The organism is Ulvibacterium sp. (genome assembly GCF_028285715.1).
Taxonomy (GTDB): domain Bacteria; phylum Bacteroidota; class Bacteroidia; order Flavobacteriales; family Flavobacteriaceae; genus Ulvibacterium.
The window spans coordinates 119,981-141,677 of sequence record NZ_JANQOO010000007.1 but is presented as its reverse complement, the minus strand read 5'-3'; the positions used below and the strand labels follow the sequence as shown (position 1 = coordinate 141,677).

Below are 21,697 nucleotides of genomic sequence, written 5' to 3'. Positions count from 1 at the left end.
AAAATATCACAATCTCAAATTATAGTTTGTTACTTTAAACTATTCGTATTTTTGCTCAAAAATAGTGATAAAACTGCAATTTTATCCAAATATAGCATTTTTTGCTTTTAGCCCGATTTTTGGAAATGGTGCCATTTCCAAAATCTTAATGTTAAATGATAACATTTCCTTAAGAGTTGGATCTTTAATGGTTACTTTTCTTTTATAATAGAATTAAAGCCACATTTTGAAACGAAAAATTACACTTAAGCACATTGCACGGGAACTGGAGGTTTCTATTTCCACAGTTTCGAAGGCCTTAAAGAATAGCGAGGAAATAAGTCGAGACACCAAAGAGAAAGTTCAGGCTTTTGCTAGACTTTACAACTACAAACCCAATAATGTGGCCATTAGTTTAAAGAATAAGCGCACTAAGAATATTGGCGTAATTATACCCGAAATCGTTCACCACTTTTTTACGACCGTCTTTAGGGGAATAGAGCAATATGCGAATCAAAAGGGATATAACGTAATTGTGTGCGTATCCGATGAATCCTTTGATAAAGAGGTAATTAACATGGAACTATTGGCCAACGGTAGTGTGGATGGCTTTATAATGGCCCTGTCCGCCGAGACCCAACTTAAAAACGATTACAACCATTTGAATGAAGTTACGGAACAAGGCATTCCCCTGGTTCTCTTTGACCGTGTTGCGGATGAGGTGGCCTGCGATAAGGTATTGATCAACGATAGGGAAATTGCCAAACAAGCGGTAAATAAGCTTCTAGACCAGGGAAGAAAAAGAATTGCCCTAGTAACCACGGACAACTACCTTAATGTAAGTAATAAAAGGGCAAGGGGCTATTTTGATGCACTGGAGGACAGAAATCACGCAATTGATGAAAACCTCCTCATAAAACTGCCCTATACCTATTTAGGTATGGATAAGGTGCCAGTCCAGGCTTTTTTTGAAAAGGAAAGGGTGGACGCCGCATTTTGTGTCAATGAAATGTTTGCGGTCCATTGTATGCGGGTGGCACAGGATATGGGATTAAAAATTCCCGAGGATATTTCCTTTATCGGGTTTACGGATGGGATTCTCTCCAAATATGCCAATCCTACATTAACTACAGTAGCACAACATGGGCAGCAAATGGGGGAAATAGCAGCAAAAATGCTCATAGAGCGGGTGGAGCAGGAAAATGAAGAGGAAGAGGAAATGTTCCATACCAAGATTATTGAAGCTACTTTAATAGAAAGGGATTCTACAATTAACTAAATACACCACTTAATAGCTTTGTTAATTCGGATGGCCCATTGACAAAGGCCATTATTCAGCCCACAGCAATTTGCCGAAAACCTCTATCGAGGCAAAGCATGTATCGTGGGAGAGTCATTTTTGAATGCGCACCTCCTTATCATGAAAAGAAGTGACCTCAGGGACAGGATCGCAAACATGTAGAGATTCCCAAAAGTTTGTTCACTGTTGTATCGCCCCCACCCATGTAGTAAAGAAGGTGGACTTTAAATAAAGGATACCGTTGATTTTGGAAATAGGAATCAAGAATCCGGCTATATTGTAAAGTTTCGTACCCATAGCAACAGGTTTTAAAGAGGTATTGAAAGTGTTTCGATTGTTGGGGAAACCACAAAAATTGATAGTAGGTATTTAAGAATGGTTATCATATTCATAAAAGTTACTAATGTTTTGTATAAAAGAAAAAAATAGTTAATGTATTCTAAAAAACCTACATAAAAAGAAGAAAAAACCTACATTTATGAAAATCTTAAATATATATGTCATGAAAAAAAAGAAGTCTTTAAAGTTAACGTTGAACAAGATGAAGGTTAGTGAATTGAGTTTATTGGAGAGCAGTCGTGTTCTTGGTGGAAATGGAGCCACTAGTGGCTATCCCTCGGCCACCGGATGCGGATGCGGAGGAGGAGGTCGAGCAAGCGAGGCGACCTGCCCCACAACTCCATCACAGTCTTGTGGCTAGGCACTATTAAGAATTATTAAGTTCCTTGAAAAAGCGGTCGCCTGGCAAGGCGACCGCTTTTTGATCATAGAAAATAACCAGTCACTTTTTAGAGAAGGTGTTTCATAGGTGTTATATTAAGCATATTCAGGTGCTTGTAATAGATCCTTAATTTTGAATTTAGTTTTTCAATAAATACATCGGGATATAGGGAAGTATTTGAGGCTTGAGAAACTTATCATTTCACAAAGATTTTTTTCGTCATTTAATCAAAGCCTTTGTAGGCCATGAAGTAATGAAACGGCATTTCCATATACGAGCTGAACTTAATTTCAATGAAGATCATCCATAGTTATTGGTCCAAACCTGCACAAGCTACATTTAATAAAAAACCTACTGAGAAGTTAAATGGCGGGTGGCGTCATCCAAAGTACCAATATATGAGTTGGGCATTGAGTTGCTTGAGCTTTAAAAAATACTATGATGAAATTGAGTTGGTAACGGATATTGCAGGAGAAGAGTTATTAATAAATCAGTTGAAACTACCCTATACATCGGTAAAGGTAGAATTGGATAAATTGAATAATTATTCCAAAAAGTTATGGGCTATTGGAAAATTGTTTGCCTTTGGATTGCAGGATAAACCTTTTATTCATGTGGACAACGATGTATTCATTTGGGAACAATTCAGTAAAAGAATTGAGAATGCACCATTGCTTGCTCAACATATGGACATTGATGAGGGCCATTACACCTTTGCAATGCAACATTTGAAAGATAATGGAATCAAGATTCCTCTAATTTTGCGACAGGACTTCAAAAAACATAAGAGGTATAATGTTAGTAATGCTGGAATTATTGGAGGAAATGATATTGAATTCTTCAAAAAATTCTCAAACCAAGCATTTGAGTTTATAGATTCCAATATCGAATATGTAAATGGAAACATTATTGGTGCCACCTACGCCATTGTGTATGAGCAATACCTATTTAGTGCAATGGCTAGAAGTGAGAATATTAGAATTGAGCACTTCATTGAGGACTTAAGAACAGAAAATATGGGTCTAAGCAACTTTATTCAGAAATATGAAAAAAGGAAATACGTCCATTTAATTGCAGGGGCCAAATCTTATTTTGAATCATGTAGGGAGCTTGAACAACAATTGATATTGGATTACCCTGAATATCACACTAGGATAATCTCACTTTTTTAAACAACAATTATACTGAACATGGATACCATACATTTCTGGAGAACAATAAGTTTTGGGGAAACTATCAATTTAGATATTCTTGAAATTTTGAAAAAGGTGTCAGGCACTAACTTTGATAACTTCGAAACTGACCTCAAGAATTTATTCTCAATAGTCAACTCTGAAACCAAATTGAATCAGAATTATCTCGAAATGCTTTGCGAGATACAGGCAATAGAAATGAAGAAATTCAGATTGCGTGATGTTGAACGCACCATTGAAAAGGTTTTCAGAGAAGATATAAGACTTAGCGCCGAAAGGGAAAAACTATTGCTAATGGACCATAAAAGTCTAAATAACATTCGGTTTATATTAAACCCAATGGTTGAAATCTATGAGTCCTTTTGGGAATGGACGGTTAAAGAAAGTAGACAAAAATCATTCAATCTTGAGAATGTTTTGAAGGAAGGGAAAGGCGATTATTACTTTTTATTCGAAAGAACGGGAGTCTATGATCAATGGCTGGACACTAATGTTTTTGAATATCCTTTAACCCAATACCAGTATTTTCTACTTCAGCTTTTTGGCGAAGAAAGAGAAATTCAATCCGTTACCAACGAGTTCATCGAAACCTTCGATACATTTACATTGGAAGAGGAGCAAGAACTTTTGATCTTGACCAGAAGACTTATTAAGGAGCATATTTTCAAAAAACATATAATAAGAAAATATTAATCTATAGGCAAAGGCTTAGAGATAGTAGGTTTAATCTAGGCAAAATTTGGGTAATTTTAAGAAATTGGCTTTTACAACAGGAGCATCATTATTGACTTCTTTTAAGGTTTGGCTTGAGATACCCTGCCTTTAAGCTAAATTTTTTAAAAATCTAAGTTATTATTGGAGGTTCTTAAGACAAAATTGAAAGAGTTATTCTAATGATTTCAAGGTGTTTTTAGGGATCTAACTAATCATTAAGCATTCGTCCCAAGTGTTAGAATCCTCGGAAAGGTAATCAATGATTACAAGCCCTATACCACCTATTCCTTCTAATAAGGATAACTGTGGCGCCCAATTTTGAGCTGGGGGGTTCCACTGTTTGTAACCCGCATAACCGTCTTTGTGAATTGCTTTTTGTAAACCGTCCACCATCCAAAACTTACTTGACTTTTTGAATAATGGATTATTCGTTTTTTGAAATACTCTTTCATAGATTAAAGCATTTCCATAGGAACCATGACATATTCCCGAGTCAATAACCGAAGTCTCATTTTTTGTTTTCCTTTTTGTAGAGCTTTTTAATATTCTAAGAGCGCGCTTTTCCAGATAAATATCTCCAAGAGATGCGCCAATTTGCAACAATGATAAGCCAATGCCTAAATCACCATAACACCAAGCTAATCTACTTTTGTATTCAGCAGGAATGTTTTTCTCGATATAAGCCGGGAAATGGGATAAACCTTTGGTGTTCTCTTCAAAACTAATCAGGTAACCAATACCTCTGTTGATGAGCTCTTCAGTAGATTTTTTGAATTCTTGGAATCGATATAGTCTCCCTAAAAAGTTAAGGATACTAGCCATGCCATGGGAAAGACCTAGGTTATATACTTTGTTATTCTTCCTTCTATCCAAAGTAGATTCCCATTTTATAAAATTCCCATCTGAGATTGAAAGTTCTTTTAAGCTTTTGATAGAATCATAAAGAAAGGATGCATATCTTTTCTTCAGATTAGAATCATCCGTGTATTTATATCGGCTAAGAAAATAGAAGGCGTACCCCAGTGCACCATGAAAAAAATCGTAATTGCTACGACCAAATTCAAAAGTCATTTGATTATGAAGATAATCATCGAAGTAAGAGAGCAACTCTTCACAATCGTCGTCTAAAAACCCTTCTTTTTTTAAATGCTGCATCGTCCAACCCATACCTGCTATACCATCACAATAGGTAGGGTACGAATACCCGCTGTTTACTTTTTTGATACATAGAGAGATAGTTTCCAATCCATCATCTGCGATTTTATCATTATCAAGATATTTTGCATAATAAAATTGGAACAATGCCAGACCCGATAGGCCGGTAAACAATCCAACATCTTGACTTTCTGTATGCTTTTTTTTAATCACAAGGTTAATCTCCCTTAATTTTTTTTCAAGACTATCCTTAAGAATCATTTGGATTTTTTATAGTAAAAGTACTACAAAATAAACAAGTTTATTCTGTTTTTGAAACAAGAAGTTATTTAAAAAGTTGTTAATTCTATATTCATTATAGGGCAATACCTTGTTTTGACCAGCTTTACCTTAAAAAAGTCTTTTACTTAATAAAATAAGCCTGTATTAAAACATAAGTCCGAGTAAAAGTCACAATTAGAAACGGCGGGCAAAAGTCATTCTAAAGAATAAGAAAAGTAATATTACAAAGAAAGAAAAACCGAGCTAGTATTTCTTTCCATACCTTCACAAAGGACACAATATTACCAAAGGCGCATCTAATTTGCCTTGCTTAGTCCAAGATTAATGTTAGGGCGGCGATAAGAACTTGTTAACTTTGCTTAACCTATTTTGAACCATTTAAAGTTTTCATATAAATTTAAAATCATTTAAGTGAGCAAAATGAAACATAAAACCGGATTTATATTTGATTTGGATGGCGTAATCGTGGACACGGCCAAATACCACTATTTGGCTTGGAAAAAGTTGGCCGATGAATTGGGAATAGCATTTACCGAGAAGGACAACGAACGTTTTAAGGGGGTAAGCCGAAAAAGATGTCTGGAAATCCTTTTGGAAATGGGGGGCATAGTGGCTTCGGAAGAGCAGTTCAATGCTTGGCTTATTGAGAAAAATAAGGACTATTTGGATTATATCAACACCATGGACGAGACTGAAATATTACCGGACGTCCCCAAGGTCTTACGGTACTTAAAGACCAAAAACATCCCTACCGCCCTAGGTTCCGCAAGTAAAAATGCCAAACCTATTTTGGAAAAAGTTAACTTATTGTCGTATTTTGATACAGTTGTGGATGGCAATGAGGTGTCCAAGGCGAAGCCAGATCCGGAGGTTTTTATCAAAGCTTCTGAAAAACTGGGCACAAAGCCGGAACATTGTGTAGTATTTGAGGATGCCTTGGCCGGAATAGAGGCCGCAAACACTGCAGGCATGACTAGCATAGGTATTGGAGATGCAGAAGTACTGTCCAATGCAAAATTCAACTTTGTCGATTTTACGGAAATTGATGACAATTTTCTGGAATCATTGTTGGATAGGGTGAGCACTAACGATTAAGGAATAGGTATCTGCAATTCGCCGTTGAAGCCCTATATTTGGGCTTTAGGTGATTTAGTGCAAACAGCGGCCCTATGGCCTGTTTGAATTTCAAAACTTCGTACATTGTAAAACTAGCAAAAGAATATAAAATGAATCAAGATTATATAAGTCCTGATGAATGGTCTATCATTGAGGAAGGGTTTGATACTGAAAATGTAAAGGCCTCCGAAAGTTTATTCAGTTTAGGTAATGGTGCCATGGGGCAACGTGCCAATTTTGAAGAACAGTATACGGGCCCAACTTTTCAGGGAAGCTACATTGCCGGAGTGTATTATCCGGACAAGACCAAAGTCGGTTGGTGGAAAAATGGATATCCGGAGTATTTTGCTAAAGTATTGAATGCTCCAAATTGGATTGGGATACATGTACTGCTTAATGGAGAACCTCTCGATTTAAATACATGTAAAAAGGTAGCCAATTTCCGTAGGGAACTCAACATGAAAGAGGGTTGGTACCAAAGATCATTTAAGGCAGTAACAGCCAACGACTTCACCGTAGGTGTAAAGGTCACTCGATTCTTAAGTCTTGATTTGGATGAGGTAGGGGCAATCAAATTTGAAATTTCACCTTTGGATAGTGCGGTCGAAATAACATTTAATCCGTATTTGGACAGCGGCATTACCAATGAGGACAGCAATTGGGACGATAAGTTTTGGAATACCACAAATATCGAATCCGAGGGTAATCAAGCTTTTATAGAGGCACACACCATGAAGACCCATTTTGCCACTTGCACCTTTATGGAGGCACAAGTGTATCATGAAGGTAAAAGAGTCGATATTGCTCCGTCAGAGCAAAAAAAGGAACTATGGGTAGGTCATGAATATGTTCAAAAAGTGAACAAGGGCGACAATTTATCGTTAGTCAAGTTCGGGGGATATACTGTTTCTACAAACCATGAGCCCAAGGAATTAATCCAGGCGGCAAAGGATGCTTTAAAAAAGGCCACCGGTTTAGGGTTTGAAGCGCTATTGGACGCTCAAAAAAAGGCTTGGTCCAAAATATGGGAAATGAGCGATATCACCATTTCAGGTGATATAAAGGCGCAGCAAGGCATTCGTTTCAATATTTTTCATTTGAACCAGACCTACCTGGGGACAGACTCCCGCTTAAATATTGGCCCAAAAGGATTTACCGGTGAAAAATATGGTGGAAGTACTTACTGGGATACAGAGGCGTATTGCATTCCATTTTATATGGCCACAAAAGACCAGAAAGTAGCTCGCAACCTTTTGCAATATCGGTACAACCATTTGGAGAAGGCTATTGAGAATGCCCAAAAACTGGGATTCAACAATGGGGCTGCCCTTTATCCCATGGTGACCATGAATGGGGAAGAATGTCATAATGAATGGGAAATTACATTTGAGGAAATCCATAGGAACGGTGCCATAGCCTTTGCCATTTATAACTATTTCCGCTTTACCGGGGACTATAGTTACATTCCTGAAATGGGGTTGGAAGTCTTGATTGGAATTGCGCGTTTCTGGCACCAACGTGCCAATTTTTCGGAACAGAAGCAACAGTATGTCATATTGGGTGTTACCGGACCAAACGAGTATGAGAACAACGTAAGCAACAACTGGTACACCAATTACATTGCCAGATGGTGCATCAACTACACTTTGGAGCAGTTGGGAAAAGTTAAGGAAGGATACCCCGAAGATTATAATAGGATAATGGGTCTTACCAAGTTAAAGGATACTGAAACCGACGAATGGGAGCAGGTGGCGGCGAAAATGTACTTTCCGTATTCCGAACAGCACGATATTTATCTTCAGCAGGATGGGTTCCTGGACAAGGAATTAATCACTGTTGCCGATTTGCCTAAAACCCAAAGACCCATTAATCAGAAGTGGAGTTGGGACCGAATTTTAAGATCTCCCTACATTAAACAGGCGGATACACTTCAGGGGTTTTATCTCTTTGAAGATCAATTCACCATGGAAGAACTTAAAAAACATTTCGATTTCTATGAGCCTTTTACCGTACATGAATCCTCCCTATCCCCTTGTGTACATAGCATCCAAGCGGCCAAGTTGAATCGTATGGAGCAGGCGTACCAATTTTATCTGCGAACCTCACGTTTGGATTTGGACGACTACAACAAGGAGGTGGAAGAAGGGCTGCATATTACCTCAATGGCGGGTACTTGGATGAGCATTGTTGAAGGTTTTGGCGGTATGCGTATTGTAGAGGATAAACTGTCCTTTGTCCCAAGGATACCCAAGCAATGGGAGGGATATTCCTTTAAAATCAATTTTAGGCATCGTATCCTAAAGGTTACCGTAACCAAAAATGAAGTCAAATTTGTTTTGGAAGGCAAGGAAGATATGTCACTTCGCGTCAATGGTGAACGCGTAGTCGTTTCACCGAACAAGGAAACCGTTATTGAAAATCAACTTGTTTAAATTTAGTAGTCACTTTTACCGGACAAAGAACTGTTTCGTCCTTGCGCTATTTTTTATAGGGTGGGGTTGCAAGCATGAGCAAAAACATACAGAGCCTATGCATCAGAAAAATGAAGAAGCAAAAAAGGAGGTTGTATATCAAGTTTTTACACGATTATTTGGTAATACCTATACCAACAATACACCTTGGGGCACCTTGGAAGAAAACGGTATAGGAAAATTTAGCGATTTTACAGATCATGCACTAGAGGAAATAAAAGCTTTAGGGGTAACCCATATTTGGTATACGGGTATTCCGCATCACGCTTTAGTGACGGATTATGGCGCGTACAACATATCCCAGGATGACCCGGACGTAGTAAAAGGTAGGGCTGGATCTCCCTATGCCGTAAAGGACTATTACAATGTGAATCCAGATTTGGCGGAAAATCCCGAAAGGCGATTGGAGGAGTTTGAGGCATTAATTCACCGTACCCATAAAGCAGGTTTAAAGCTGTTAATTGACATTGTTCCCAACCATGTGGCCCGGAACTATGAGGGCCAATCCACCCCGGAAGGGTCCGAACCTTTTGGTGTTTCGGATGATACCACTGTGGAGTACGGGCGCGACAATAATTTTTACTATATACCGGATAGTGTTTTTCAGGTCCCTCATTGGCAAAATGGCTATTTACCTTTAGGGGGTGATACTCATCCACTGGTAGATGGACATTTTAAGGAAGTTCCGGCCAAATGGACCGGAAACGGTTCCCGGTTGGCCCAACCGCACTTTAACGATTGGTACGAGACCGTAAAAATAAATTATGGGGTACGTCCTGATGGCTCCTATGATTTTGATGTACTGCCACTTGGGTTTGAGTCCAAGGACCACCAAGCACACTTTCAATTTTGGCAAGATAGGGATGTACCCAACTCTTGGATCAAGTTTAAGGATATTGCCTTGTATTGGTCGGATATGGGTGTGGATGGATTTCGATTTGATATGGCGGAAATGGTTCCGGTAGAGTTCTGGAGCTACATGAACAGTCATATTAAAATGAAAAATCCGGACGCATTTCTACTAGCGGAAGTATATAATCCGCAATTGTACCGTGATTATATCCATAGAGGGAAAATGGATTATCTCTATGACAAGGTAGAGATGTACGATTCGCTTAAGCATATTATGCAAGGCCATGGTTGGACGGATCATATTCCCGTGGTAAAAAAAGGGACGGCTGATATAGCCCACCATTTATTACATTTTCTAGAAAATCATGATGAACAGCGCATTGCCAGTCCTGATTTTGCCGGAGATGCCAGAAAAGGAAAACCGGCCATGGTAGTTTCCGCCACAATGACCACGGCTCCTTTGATGATCTATTTCGGTCAAGAAGTAGGTGAGCCGGCACAAGAAAACGCAGGCTTTGGCAGTCCCACCCGAACCTCCATTTTTGATTATATAGGAGTACCCCATCACCAAAGATGGGTAAATGACAAAAAATTTGACGGAGGACAATTATCGGAAGACGAGCAATCGTTGCGTGATTTTTACAAAAGGCTTCTAAATTTTACCATTAAGAGTAGTGCCCTTATGGGCCATTACCAGGATATCCATTTCTTTAATAAAGAAAACTCCGAAGGCTATGATCATAGGGTATTGTCCTATGTACGCTGGTCCGATACTGAAAGATTGATTATTGTTTCCAATTTTGAGGCCTACGATTCCCGTGTTTTTCAGCTCAAAGTTCCATCGGAGATTGTTCAAAAATGGCATCTGGAAGATGGGGATTACAAAGTAATGGATGCGCTATACGGTAGTGTAGATACATTAAAAGTAGAGGATGGGGTAGGAAAACTGAACGTATCGCTAGAACCTTTGCAATCCTATATCTTTAAGCTTTACTGATTCTACAAAGAATAAAGACCTCCAATGGAGGCCTTTATGCATAAAATTCGTTAGGCGCTATTTCACCTTTTTATAAATCCAACCTACCAAAAGCCCCATAACGGCATAGAAAACTATGTAGATAAATCCATTTACTATGGATCCGGTCATATCCAAGAAATTGGAGGTGGCATGATTGATAAACCCATGACCGAAACCTACCAAAATACCGGCCCAAACACCATACTTTAGCCCATCCATAGAAGTATAGCTATCGGAACCCCATTTCCTAAAGATACTGGCAAAGGCAAAGGCCTGGATAAGGCAACCAAAGGCCAAAAATCCAAAATCGGGCATTTCCTTGCCTACACCGGTGGCCGTACCCAAGTGGTTGTTCATAAAATCTTCCGCTAAAATACCCCAGAACAGAAAGCCGCCCATAAAAGACCATACAGCGGCAACAATCGTCGAAATTAAATTGGTTTTTGTAAACATTGTTTTGATTTTTAATTGGTTGTTATACATTAAATATATTGAAAAATCCAAAATAAGCATTGGTATAATTTGTTTATTATGTTGATTTTGTGACATTTACAACTCAATTTAAGAAAATGATTTTTGCGTTTTCCGTAGGATTTTCTCAATGGATTCTTAGCGTACGGTAGTATATTTGTTTCAAAAGTGTTGTAATGGAAAATTGTAGCCGATTTATCACGATATTGGTTTTGTCAATTATACTACAAAGCTGTAATACTATGGAGGAACCGCTAGTTATTGGCCACAGGGGAGCTATGGGCCATGAGACGGAAAATACCTTGGCTTCCATACAGAAGGCTTTGGATTTGGATGTGGATATGATTGAAATCGATGTTTTTAAAATTGCTAGTGGCGAAACCGTTGTATTTCATGATGACATGGTTGATCGCTTAACCAATGGAGGAGGCCATATTGAAAAATATGACATAGACGAGCTCAACAAGCTTGTTGTAGAAGGGAATCATAAAATTCCCCTATTAACGGACGTTTTGGAGCTTATCGATAGCAAAGTCCGGCTGAATATTGAATTAAAGGGCGCAGATACTGCCGATTCGGTACAGGTCATAGTCAACCACTACACAGAACAAGAAAAATGGGCCTTGAATAGTTTCATCATTTCCAGCTTCCGTTGGGACGAGCTTAAAAGAACACGTGAACTCAATAAGGAAATTCCAATCGCCATACTAACTTCGGACAATCCGTTGGATGCCCTGCGCATTGCCAAGGAACTGGATGCCGAAGCCATCAATCCCAATTATAGGCAATTGGATTCGGAAATTGCCGGAGAAATCCGGAATGCGGGCTTTAAGATTTACCCATGGACCGTAAACGAACCTAGGGATATCAACAGAATGAAACAGATTGGTGTTGATGGTATTATTACCAATTATCCGGAACGTGTAAACTAATGTATGATGTAATTATCATAGGAGGTGGAGCAGCCGGATTCTACGCCGCTATCCATATTGGGGAATCTGATCCAGATTTGAAAATTGCCATCCTTGAAAAAGGCAAGGAAGTGCTTTCCAAGGTGAAAGTTTCCGGAGGCGGTAGGTGCAACGTCACCCATGCAGAGTTCGATCCCAATGAATTGGCACATAATTATCCAAGGGGAAACAAGGAGTTGTTGGGTCCTTTCCACAAGCATTGTAGTGGTGATACCGTTGCCTTTTTTGAAGAACGGGGAATTCAATTAAAAGTTGAAGAGGATGGCCGGATGTTTCCCATAACCGATTCTTCGCAGACCATCATAGATTTTTTTCAGAAAGAAACGGAACGTTTGGGTGTGAAAGTGCTAAGGCATAGTGCGGTTACCGATATTGTACCTCCAGATTTGGACAATGGTAGTGCCCTTTGGGAAATAACAACCATAAAGGGCATCTATACCTCAAAAAAAGTGTTGGTCGCTACAGGGAGTAATGCCAAAATATGGAAGTTGTTGGAAAATCTGGGGCATACCTTGGAACCCGGGGTCCCCTCTCTTTTTACGTTCAATATCAAGGATAAGCGTATTTCCGGTATTCCAGGTGTCAGTACCCAAGCCCGAGTAGCGTTATTGAAAAGAACATTCAACCCCAAAATCACCATAAAATTAAGCAGCAAAGTAGCGGAGGAGACCCTTTTGGTCACCGAGGGCCCTCTGTTGATTACCCATTGGGGCATGAGTGGCCCGGCTATCTTAAAATTATCGGCCTGGGGGGCAAGGATTTTAAATGAATACAGCTATCGGTTTAGGATTCGGGTCAATTGGTTGCCCGAATATCACAAGGGAGCCATACTACCCTTATTATTGGAGATTAAGGATGTAGAGGCCAAGAAGACGGTTCTTCGTACCAATGCTGTGGATGTTCCCCGTCGCTTGTGGACCAATTTGGTAAAGGCATCCGGAATAAATGGGGATACCAAATGGGCCGATGTTTCCAAAAAACAATTACAGCAGTTAGCGGAACAACTTACCGAATGCGAGTTTCTGGTGGAAGGAAAAAGCACCTTTAAGGAAGAGTTTGTTACAGCCGGAGGCGTCAGTTTGAAAGAAATCGATTTTAAGACCTTTGAAAGCAGATTATTGCCCAACCTCTATTTTGCCGGAGAAGTGATAGATGTAGATGCAATTACCGGAGGTTTCAACTTTCAAAATGCCTGGACGGGAGCATATATTGCGGCCCAGGGAATCATAGGAAAATAAAAAGATGCAGACCTATATCATTTTATTACGGGGCATAAATGTTGGCGGCCAGAAGAAAATCAAAATGGCCGATTTACGAATGCTGCTGGAAAAATTAGGTTTTCAAAACATTACTACCTACATACAGAGTGGTAATATTGTTCTTGTGGCCAAAGATAAGACCCGTAAAAATGTGGAGGACAGCATTGGAGATGGAATTCGGGAATATTTTGGATTTGAAGTCCCTATCTTCGTAAAATCCAAAAAAGATTTTGAAAGAATAATCACGGAAAATCCATTTAAGGATAAACCTGCTTCGGAGGGCAATCGGATCTATTTTGTGTTATTGAAAAATGCTCCGGATCAAAGGCACATTACAACCCTCGAACAAGAGACCTATAAAAACCAGGAATTTAGTATTACCGATACATGTGTCCATTTATACTGCAAAAATGGCTACGGCAATGCAAAATTGGAAAATAACCTCATAGAAAGAAAATTAAAAGTACAGGCCACTACCAGAAACCTCAGAACCATGTTAAAATTATTGGAAATGGCGAAAGATGAGACCAGGATAAACTGAAAACATATGGCTTTTTACGTTCAAGTTTTTCTTCCATCAGACATCAATTCAATTCCCAGATTTTATAATTCAATAAGGTGGCGAAACATACCCACAAAAAGTAGGGAATCAGTAAGTAGGCCGCTAAGCTGCTTATCACTTTAAACCATTTTATGGTAAGGCCCAAAAGAACAAGTAAGGATAAAATGACGATCAAGGCCCAAAAAGGACTTTGTAGCCCAAAAAAGATAATACTCCATGCACCATTGAGCAGTAATTGAAATCCAAAGTGGTATAGTGCCGTTTTCACCCAGCGATGATGTAGCCCTTTCGCCCATACAAGCCCCGCAGCTATGCCCATTAAAATGTATAGTAGGGTCCAAACCGGGGCAAAAATCCAATTGGGGGGGTTAAAACTCGGTTTTTCCAAGGTAAGGTACCAATCGTTTACAGAACTCTGGGTAGCAAATCCGGATAAGAAGCCGATAACGAGACATACACAAATGGCTATTGCAATATGTAATAGTTTTCTTTTCAATTTGGTTAGGGTATTCCCCCTAAAATAGCAATTTATTTTAATTGCCCATGTTGAAAGAAGGCTAAAAACTATCTTTGTGCAAAACAAGATATCCGTGGTAGAAAACGACTTTGTTCCAACAGGCTATGCTGTCCAGAGAGAGAGAGGAACAGTAACATGGAAAGCACCCAGCAACATTGCTTTGGTAAAATATTGGGGAAAAAAAGAAAATCAGATTCCGGCCAATCCTTCCTTAAGTTTTACCTTGGATGCCTGCAATACAACTACTACGCTTTCCTTTATAAAGCGCGAAAATGGGGGAACGGATTTTTCCTTTGACCTTTTTTTTGAAGGTAAGGCCAAAGAGGATTTCAGACCTAAAATTGAGCTGTTTTTTAGTCGTGCCAAGCCCTATCTTCCTTTTTTGACGGACTATCATTTTAAAATAGAAACCTCGAATTCCTTTCCCCACAGTAGTGGTATAGCTTCATCTGCAAGCGGAATGGCGGCCCTATCCCTTTGCTTTATGGACTTGGAAAAACAACTTAATCCCGATATGGACACGGATTTTATGTTGCAAAAAGCCTCCTTTCTCGCTAGGTTGGGATCGGGAAGTGCCTGTAGAAGTATTCAGGGAGATCTAATCCAATGGGGCACACATTCTGAAATTCCTGGAAGCTCCAATCATTATGGAATACATTATCCGTTTAAGGTACATGAAGTCTTTAAAAACTATCATGACACTATTCTGCTGGTGGACAAGGGCAAAAAACAGGTAAGCAGTTCCGTGGGACACAACTTAATGCATGGACATCCCTATGCCGATAACCGTTTTGAACAGGCACATGAAAACATATCAAGGCTAAAGCCGGTTTTTGCTGAAGGAAACCTAAAGGAATTTATAAACATCGTGGAAAGTGAGGCCCTGACGTTGCATGCCATGATGATGACAAGCGTGCCCTATTTTGTGCTAATGAAACCAAATACCCTGGAAATCATTAATACAATATGGGAATTTAGAAAAGAGTCCAATACTAATCTATGCTTTACCTTGGATGCCGGAGCCAACGTTCATGTGCTTTACCCTGAATTTGAAAAGGAAAAAGTACACCAATTTATTAAAAATGAACTGATTGTATTTTGTGAAAAGGAGCAGTATATTTGCGACAGAATTGGATTTGGAGCAAAAAAAATAAACATTGCTTACAAATAATTAATATTGACAGAAAACGTTATTGGACGATAGGGAATGCCCCGAAGGCGAAGAGTTTTGATTTCGAAGCCAATAATGTTTATCTTTATGTCGTTTTAATTGAACAGAAGAAGATGTGTGATGTTAAAACCCATTTTTTACCATAGTCAATGAAAGGACCGTTATTTTATTCCAAGATTCTCTTGTTCGGGGAATACGGTATCATAAAGGATTCCAAGGGGCTCTCAATTCCTTATAACTTTTTTAAGGGAGCGCTGAAGACCGATGCCAATCCATCTGAAGCTTCCAAAAAATCCAATCAGAACTTACGGGAATTTACGGGCTACTTGGAAATGGTGGTGAAGAATACGCCAGATTTGGTTTCCTTTGATTTTGAGGCTCTGAAGAATGATGTAAATGCAGGGATGTATTTTGACAGTTCCATTCCCCAAGGTTATGGTGTAGGCAGTAGTGGAGCTTTGGTCGCCGCTATTTACGATAAGTATGCCAGCCATAAGATTACGGTATTGGAAAACCTGACCCGGGAAAAACTGTTAAAGTTAAAGGTAATATTCGGGAAAATGGAGTCTTTCTTTCATGGAAAATCCTCCGGCCTAGACCCCTTGAACAGTTACTTAAGTCTTCCTATCCTTATAAATTCAAAAGACAATATAGAATCCACCAGTATCCCGTCACAGAACAAAAAAGGAAAGGGAGCAGTATTCCTATTGGACAGCGGTACTACTGGCGAAACCGCCCCAATGGTGCAGTTGTTCATGGAAAAAATGAAGCAGGAAGGTTTTCGAAATATGTTAAAGGACCAATTTATTAAGCATACCGATGCTTGTGTCGAGGATTTCATCAACGGCAACGTAAAATCCCTTTTCAAAAACCTTAAGCAATTGTCTCACGTAGTATTACACAATTTTAAACCCATGATTCCGGCCAAATTCCATCAACTTTGGAAACAGGGAATCGAGACCAATGCCTACTATCTCAAGCTCTGTGGTTCTGGCGGAGGTGGTTATATCTTGGGCTTTACCCAAGACCTGGAGAAAGCAAAAAAAGCTTTAAAAGATTACAATTTGGAAGTGGTGTACAACTTCTAGTACCAAAATTGATTCACATTCCATACGATATTTTGGCGTTGGTCTAGTGCAAAACCCCAAAACATGCTTAATAGACGTAACAGGCTCTTACTACTAAAGTTATTGAGTTTGTTCTCCGTTGTACGGGGTTACAATATCTTAATGATCGGGTTGGCCCAGTATTTGGCCTCAATTTATATTTTATCTCTGGACCTACCCTTGCGCAAGGTAGTTTTTGATTTTAATCTTTTCGCCATCGTTTTGGCCTCTGCTTTAGTTATTGCGTCAGGCTATATTATCAACAACTTTTATGATGCTGAAAAGGACCTGATCAATAAACCGAGGAAAAGCATGTTGGATCGTTTGGTAAGTCAAAGATTTAAGTTGACCACCTATTTTGTACTTAATTTTTTGGCCGTATTTGCGGCAAGTTATGTCTCATTTAGGGCTGTATTCTTCTTTTCGGCCTATATTTTTGGTATTTGGTTTTATTCCCACAAACTCAAACGCGTACCTTTTATAGGGAACTTCGTTTCTGCTACCTTGGCCATAGCCCCATTCTTTGCTGTATTTGTATATTATAAAAATTTTGAAGCGAGCATTTTTGTTCACGCCATGTTTCTTTTTCTCTTGATCCTAGCTCGTGAAATGATAAAGGACTTGGAGAACATGGCCGGTGATATGGCCCAGGACTATCGCACAATTCCCGTTTTATATGGAACAAAGGTCTCCAAGATTCTAATCAGTATTCTCATTTTGCTGACCTTATTACCCTCTATTTTGCTCATCTATTTTTTTGATGTCGGATATATGTATCTTTACTTCATCGGCTCCATATTTCTGCTATTTCTGTTTTTGGTCATGTTATGGAAGGCAAAGACCAAACTACATTATGTAGGACTCCACAACATTTTAAAATTTATTATCATTGTTGGTGTCTTTAGTATACTACTGATAGATGTTGATCTTGTACTAAACCGGATTTTGTGATGGATAACCTTTTAAAAGTGGCCATGGCCCAGATTGCCCCTGTCTGGTTGGATAAGGAGGCTACCCTTCACAAAGTGGAACAAACCATTCTCAATGCGGTGAAGGAACAGGTAGAATTACTGGTTTTTGGGGAAGCCTTGTTACCCGGGTATCCTTTTTGGTTGGCATTGACCAATGGTGCGGCTTGGGATTCCAAGGTAAACAAGGAACTGCACGCCCACTATATGAGAAATGCCGTTCAAATGGAGGAACTGGGCGCTATTTGTAAATTGGCCCAGGATAACCGTATAGCGCTCTATCTGGGGGCCATAGAACGGGCTAAAGATCGCGGTGGCCATAGTTTGTATTGCTCCTTGCTGTACATTGATAGGCGGGGAAAGATTAAATCCATCCATAGAAAGCTACAGCCCACATATGACGAACGTTTAACATGGGCTCCCGGCGATGGTAATGGACTGCAAGTACATTCTTTGAAGCAATTTACCGTAGGGGGGCTAAACTGTTGGGAGAATTGGATGCCCCTGCCCAGAACGGCACTGTATGCACAGGGTGAAAACTTGCATGTTGCGGTATGGCCTGGCAACGAACATAATACAAAGGATATCACACGGTTTATTGCACGGGAATCCAGAAGCTTTGTCATTAGTGTCTCCTCCTTAATGCGTAGGACAGACTTCCCTAAAAGCACACCCCATATTGAAAAAATCCTTGAAAAGGCCCCCGAGGTCTTAGCCAATGGCGGTTCCTGCATTGCCGGACCTAATGGGGAATGGATCGTTGAGCCCGTACTGCACAATGAGGGCCTTATAATTCAAACTTTGGACTTTAATCGGGTCTACGAGGAACGTCAGAATTTTGACCCATCCGGGCATTACTCCCGCCCTGATGTAACCAAGTTAATAGTGAATAGGGAAAGACAATCTACATTGGGCTTTGAAGACCAACAAAGACCATAATCAGTACTTCCTCAGTCGCTTTCGCCCCCTTGTATGAATTCGTAACCCAATTCAATACCTTTTTTCATAGGGGGAAGCCCATGCTCCATCCACTTAGGTTTTGGGGCTCCCTTTAAGTAATGATCAAAAAATTGGGTCATACGGATATTAAAATCCTTTCTATTTTGCAATTTTAATGGCCAATGGGGTTCACCATTGTAGTTAAGGAACCACGAAGGTTTTCCCAATCGTCTTAGGCTAACAAAAAATTCGATTCCCTGGTACCAAGGTACATGCCCATCGGCATCATTATGCATGATCAATAGAGGGGTGTTGATCTTATCAACGTTGAAAATAGGGGAGTTCTCGATATAACGGGAGGGATATTCCCAAGGTGTTCCTCCAATCCTACTTTGTGTATGTTCGTATTGAAATTGACGACTTAAACCGGTCCACCATCGAATTCCTCCATAGGCACTTATCATATTGGGGACGGGTGCACCAGCTTCTGCAGCTTTAAAAATATTGGTTTTTGTAACTAAATAAGCAATTTGATACCCTCCCCAACTATGTCCTTGAACACCAATGTTATCTTTATCCACAAACCCTTTTTCTATTAACGCGGTAATCCCGGGGATTACACAGTTGAACGCACTCTCACCCGGATATCCGATTCGGTAATGCACATCTGGATTAAAAATTAAATATCCCCTACTGGCATAAAAGCTATAATTAAGAGAGGATCGTTCGGCCCTCGGATGCCGATGCCGGTGTAAACCGTCGGAACTTCTCTCATAGAAGTTGACCAAAAGGGGGTATTTTTTGTTGGGATCAAAGTTGTCTGGTTTAACCAGCATACCGGTAAGCTCCTTACCGTCAAGAGAAGCCCAGTTCACCAATTCTATGGTGCCCCATCGATATTCTTTCTGTTGGGGATTGGCATTACTGAGAACATTTTCCTTTCTAAAACTAAGATCGGATAATCTTAGGTCCGGAAATTCCTGAAAGGACTGACGGGTGTAGATCAATGCATCGTCCAACAAGGCTTTTATCGGGGTTGAATACTGGAAAGGCCCAGATATCAATGGTTTAATGCGATTTTTCCTAAAGTCGAACTTTACATAACCGCCATCTTTGCTCTTTTCATTAAACGATGTTAGGAGCCATTGTTGGTCCGTTGGAATATGATGAATTTCCTTGTCCAAAGCTACATATCTAAATATCGTTTTTTCTTCCCTTCCAAATGTTAAACGGGTTCCTTCCCCATTTTCAGGGTCAAATTTCCAAAGGTCGTAGCGATCGTATAGGATCAGGTATTTGTCATTCTCCGTCCAGCCCGCAACACCATAGGAATAGGGATAATTGGGGTAATCATTCAACTCCTCGTAAAAAACCTTTCCCTTGGTCAGCGGCCTATACGTTCCTTTGGGTAAACTGTAGGTAAACCAGGTACTATCTACACGGTTATAGCCATAGGCATACTTTGCCTTTGGACTCAAACGTAAAGAGGGAACCTTGGTCAGTTGCAGAAGCGTTTCCCCGGTTATCGTATGGACCAAACGATAATCATTTTCGCGTCTCCCCGTCCATTGGCTTTCCAACTCATGGGGTAAGGTAGTGCCTGAGAGGGCGTATATAGCATTGCCCTCATCGCCCAGCTCCGTTTTAGTGTAATGGGCATTGCCCAGTTGAATCAAAGTATTGCTTTCCAGGTTTATGGCCGTTTGGTAGGATTGAATGGTATCGTTCTTTAATTGTAGTTCTTGAACCGTATAGAGCCTCGGTTCCTTATACGTCCAGACCTCTACATTTACAATTTCATCTTCGGTAAGCGTAGTATCCTTTATAGTTGGAGGGGTAGCCAAACCAAAGAACAGTTTCGATTCGTCTTTGGAAAAACCAACCTTACCATTATGGGATACCATATATCCGTTGGGCGCTGTGGATTTGTCGATCATTTTTTCAGCTGTGTTATCCCCTTCTTGCCATAGGAATAGTTCATTGGGCCGTACCTGTATCTTTGTGGTATCGGTATCGACAATAAAACCCAATTTTTTACCTGATTCGCTGAAGTTGAGTTGAAAATACTTTCCTTTTTTTGAGTCATGCACTTTAGTACTTTCACCGGTCTCCAAATTCATGACAAAGACTCCTGCATTGGCTTCCTTATTTTTTCCGGTGGTGGAAAAGGCAAACCATTTTCCCTTTTTTGCGAATACAAAGTGCGTCACAAATTTAAGGGTGTCCTCCTGTAGGGTTTTTAAATTTCGCAGAACCACATGATATCCGTTTTTTTTGCTTGGTTTTTTTGGCTTGTTCTTTTTCTTTTCTTCTTTTTTTGTAATCGAATCTTTTTTCTCCTCTTTTTTCTCCTTGATATCTTCCAATTGATAAGCCGCATACCCCGACCATTTTTCAGGTATTTTATGAGACTTAACATGGCCTATTTTCACCAAATTGCCATTCGTTAGATTTATAATACCTAGAGAGTCCTTGGGTAGGTCTTCTTTTTTCACTTTGCGGCTCTTCATGGCCGTAACACTGTCCGTCCAGGCCTTTATGGTAAACAATGCAAATTGGGAGTCATAGGTAAATCTACCCTTCTGAGCCCGTTCATGCTCAAAAATCAGGGAACCCCCGGAATCCTTAATCTTTAAAAAACTATCCTTTTCCCCTTTTTCCAAGGTATACAGTACGTGATTTCCGTTGGGGGAAATCGCCTCATCCTGTATAGTGTTCCACAAATCGAAATCAGTATGGTCCAGAACCTTTTTTTGGGCAAGGATCGCAGTAGGGATGAGGATAAAAAAAAGGGCAAATAGTCTTGTTGTCATTTGGATTGTATTGAATCCTATAAAGATAATGGTAAAAGGGAACATAGCAGGGTAAAACGGTTGGCTATCACCATAAGATTAATTAAGTGGGAAAACTAGAAATCATCCATTTACCTTCC

General features: G+C 39.8%; 18 protein-coding genes. 14 read left to right on the top strand and 4 right to left on the bottom strand.

Annotated elements, in window-relative coordinates; translation table 11 throughout:
* Positions 1–226: 226 nt before the first annotated feature.
* The 4 genes from Q0993_RS02935 to Q0993_RS02920 all read left to right on the top strand — a co-directional run bounded on the left by Q0993_RS02935 (position 227) and on the right by Q0993_RS02920 (position 3,886).
* Complete coding sequence (locus tag Q0993_RS02935) at positions 227–1,258, top strand: LacI family DNA-binding transcriptional regulator (RefSeq protein ID WP_299529602.1); 1,032 nt, start codon at positions 227–229, stop codon at positions 1,256–1,258.
* Positions 1,259–1,820: 562 nt separating this feature from the next.
* Positions 1,821–1,979 carry a hypothetical protein gene (locus tag Q0993_RS02930; RefSeq protein ID WP_299529600.1) on the top strand — a complete coding sequence of 53 codons (159 nt, stop codon included), beginning with the start codon at positions 1,821–1,823 and terminating at the stop codon, positions 1,977–1,979.
* A 314-nt stretch (positions 1,980–2,293) separates the two neighbouring features.
* Complete coding sequence (locus Q0993_RS02925; protein ID WP_299529598.1) at positions 2,294–3,172, top strand: DUF6734 family protein; 879 nt, start codon at positions 2,294–2,296, stop codon at positions 3,170–3,172.
* A gap of 18 nt (positions 3,173–3,190) precedes the next feature.
* A complete protein-coding gene (locus Q0993_RS02920; protein WP_299529596.1) occupies positions 3,191–3,886 on the top strand; it encodes a hypothetical protein in 696 nt (231 codons plus the stop codon).
* Positions 3,887–4,111: 225 nt separating this feature from the next.
* Here Q0993_RS02920 and Q0993_RS02915 read toward each other — a convergent pair whose 3' ends face one another.
* The gene (locus tag Q0993_RS02915) at positions 4,112–5,323 is read right to left on the bottom strand and encodes a lanthionine synthetase LanC family protein (protein ID WP_299529594.1); all 1,212 of its coding nucleotides are present in this window, start codon (positions 5,321–5,323) and stop codon (positions 4,112–4,114) included.
* Positions 5,324–5,764: 441 nt separating this feature from the next.
* Between Q0993_RS02915 and pgmB the strand changes: the two genes are divergently transcribed.
* The 3 genes from pgmB (at position 5,765) to Q0993_RS02900 (ending at position 10,780) form a co-directional block, all read left to right on the top strand.
* Positions 5,765–6,439, top strand: a complete 675-nt coding sequence (pgmB, locus tag Q0993_RS02910; RefSeq protein WP_299529592.1) for a beta-phosphoglucomutase — start codon at positions 5,765–5,767, stop codon at positions 6,437–6,439.
* 131 nt (positions 6,440–6,570) lie between these two features.
* Positions 6,571–8,892, top strand: a complete 2,322-nt coding sequence (locus Q0993_RS02905) for a glycoside hydrolase family 65 protein (protein ID WP_299529591.1) — start codon at positions 6,571–6,573, stop codon at positions 8,890–8,892.
* 97 nt (positions 8,893–8,989) lie between these two features.
* The gene (locus tag Q0993_RS02900) at positions 8,990–10,780 is read left to right on the top strand and encodes an alpha-amylase family glycosyl hydrolase (RefSeq protein ID WP_299529590.1); all 1,791 of its coding nucleotides are present in this window, start codon (positions 8,990–8,992) and stop codon (positions 10,778–10,780) included.
* A 57-nt stretch (positions 10,781–10,837) separates the two neighbouring features.
* On the opposite strand, the gene Q0993_RS02895 is transcribed toward Q0993_RS02900, so the two are convergent.
* Entirely contained in the window at positions 10,838–11,254 is a 417-nt protein-coding gene (locus tag Q0993_RS02895; protein ID WP_299529589.1) for a hypothetical protein, read from the bottom strand.
* Positions 11,255–11,514: 260 nt separating this feature from the next.
* On the opposite strand from Q0993_RS02895, the gene Q0993_RS02890 reads away from it, so the two are divergent.
* The 3 genes from Q0993_RS02890 to Q0993_RS02880 are packed head-to-tail and all read left to right on the top strand — an operon-like array spanning position 11,515 to position 14,043.
* Complete coding sequence (locus tag Q0993_RS02890; protein ID WP_299529588.1) at positions 11,515–12,204, top strand: glycerophosphodiester phosphodiesterase family protein; 690 nt, start codon at positions 11,515–11,517, stop codon at positions 12,202–12,204.
* The gene (locus Q0993_RS02885) at positions 12,204–13,481 is read left to right on the top strand and encodes an NAD(P)/FAD-dependent oxidoreductase (protein ID WP_299529586.1); all 1,278 of its coding nucleotides are present in this window, start codon (positions 12,204–12,206) and stop codon (positions 13,479–13,481) included. Before Q0993_RS02890 ends, Q0993_RS02885 begins: the two co-directional genes overlap by 1 nt.
* A 4-nt stretch (positions 13,482–13,485) precedes the next feature.
* Entirely contained in the window at positions 13,486–14,043 is a 558-nt protein-coding gene (locus Q0993_RS02880) for a DUF1697 domain-containing protein (RefSeq protein ID WP_299529585.1), read from the top strand.
* A gap of 43 nt (positions 14,044–14,086) precedes the next feature.
* Here the strand turns inward: Q0993_RS02880 and Q0993_RS02875 are convergent, their stop codons facing one another.
* Positions 14,087–14,560 (bottom strand): TspO/MBR family protein, encoded by a 474-nt coding sequence (locus tag Q0993_RS02875; RefSeq protein WP_299529584.1) that lies wholly within the window; start codon positions 14,558–14,560, stop codon positions 14,087–14,089.
* A 94-nt stretch (positions 14,561–14,654) separates the two neighbouring features.
* Between Q0993_RS02875 and Q0993_RS02870 the strand changes: the two genes are divergently transcribed.
* From Q0993_RS02870 to Q0993_RS02855, 4 genes are all read left to right on the top strand, one after another.
* Complete coding sequence (locus Q0993_RS02870; protein WP_299529666.1) at positions 14,655–15,752, top strand: diphosphomevalonate decarboxylase; 1,098 nt, start codon at positions 14,655–14,657, stop codon at positions 15,750–15,752.
* A 149-nt stretch (positions 15,753–15,901) separates the two neighbouring features.
* The gene (locus Q0993_RS02865; RefSeq protein ID WP_299529583.1) at positions 15,902–16,840 is read left to right on the top strand and encodes a mevalonate kinase; all 939 of its coding nucleotides are present in this window, start codon (positions 15,902–15,904) and stop codon (positions 16,838–16,840) included.
* 63 nt (positions 16,841–16,903) lie between these two features.
* Positions 16,904–17,809, top strand: coding sequence for a geranylgeranylglycerol-phosphate geranylgeranyltransferase (locus Q0993_RS02860; RefSeq protein WP_299529582.1), 906 nt, complete (start codon positions 16,904–16,906; stop codon positions 17,807–17,809).
* The gene (locus Q0993_RS02855) at positions 17,809–18,765 is read left to right on the top strand and encodes a carbon-nitrogen hydrolase family protein (RefSeq protein ID WP_299529581.1); all 957 of its coding nucleotides are present in this window, start codon (positions 17,809–17,811) and stop codon (positions 18,763–18,765) included. The genes Q0993_RS02860 and Q0993_RS02855 overlap by 1 nt, the downstream gene beginning before the upstream one ends.
* Positions 18,766–18,776: 11 nt before the next feature.
* On the opposite strand, the gene Q0993_RS02850 is transcribed toward Q0993_RS02855, so the two are convergent.
* Positions 18,777–21,578, bottom strand: coding sequence for a prolyl oligopeptidase family serine peptidase (locus tag Q0993_RS02850; protein ID WP_299529580.1), 2,802 nt, complete (start codon positions 21,576–21,578; stop codon positions 18,777–18,779).
* Positions 21,579–21,697: the final 119 nt, after the last annotated feature.

Excerpts from the sequence above, each read along its gene's own strand:
- Q0993_RS02930 (WP_299529600.1), top strand. The coding sequence starts at position 1,821 with ATGAAGGTTAGTGAATTGAGTTTATTGGAGAGCAGTCGTGTTCTTGGT.
- Q0993_RS02925 (WP_299529598.1), top strand. The coding sequence starts at position 2,294 with ATGAAGATCATCCATAGTTATTGGTCCAAACCTGCACAAGCTACATTT.
- Q0993_RS02920 (WP_299529596.1), top strand. The coding sequence starts at position 3,191 with ATGGATACCATACATTTCTGGAGAACAATAAGTTTTGGGGAAACTATC.
- Q0993_RS02915 (WP_299529594.1), bottom strand. The coding sequence starts at position 5,323 with ATGATTCTTAAGGATAGTCTTGAAAAAAAATTAAGGGAGATTAACCTT.
- pgmB (WP_299529592.1), top strand. The coding sequence starts at position 5,765 with ATGAAACATAAAACCGGATTTATATTTGATTTGGATGGCGTAATCGTG.
- Q0993_RS02905 (WP_299529591.1), top strand. The coding sequence starts at position 6,571 with ATGAATCAAGATTATATAAGTCCTGATGAATGGTCTATCATTGAGGAA.
- Q0993_RS02900 (WP_299529590.1), top strand. The coding sequence starts at position 8,990 with ATGCATCAGAAAAATGAAGAAGCAAAAAAGGAGGTTGTATATCAAGTT.
- Q0993_RS02895 (WP_299529589.1), bottom strand. The coding sequence starts at position 11,254 with ATGTTTACAAAAACCAATTTAATTTCGACGATTGTTGCCGCTGTATGG.
- Q0993_RS02890 (WP_299529588.1), top strand. The coding sequence starts at position 11,515 with ATGGAGGAACCGCTAGTTATTGGCCACAGGGGAGCTATGGGCCATGAG.
- Q0993_RS02885 (WP_299529586.1), top strand. The coding sequence starts at position 12,204 with ATGTATGATGTAATTATCATAGGAGGTGGAGCAGCCGGATTCTACGCC.
- Q0993_RS02880 (WP_299529585.1), top strand. The coding sequence starts at position 13,486 with ATGCAGACCTATATCATTTTATTACGGGGCATAAATGTTGGCGGCCAG.
- Q0993_RS02865 (WP_299529583.1), top strand. The coding sequence starts at position 15,902 with ATGAAAGGACCGTTATTTTATTCCAAGATTCTCTTGTTCGGGGAATAC.
- Q0993_RS02860 (WP_299529582.1), top strand. The coding sequence starts at position 16,904 with ATGCTTAATAGACGTAACAGGCTCTTACTACTAAAGTTATTGAGTTTG.
- Q0993_RS02855 (WP_299529581.1), top strand. The coding sequence starts at position 17,809 with ATGGATAACCTTTTAAAAGTGGCCATGGCCCAGATTGCCCCTGTCTGG.
- Q0993_RS02850 (WP_299529580.1), bottom strand. The coding sequence starts at position 21,578 with ATGACAACAAGACTATTTGCCCTTTTTTTTATCCTCATCCCTACTGCG.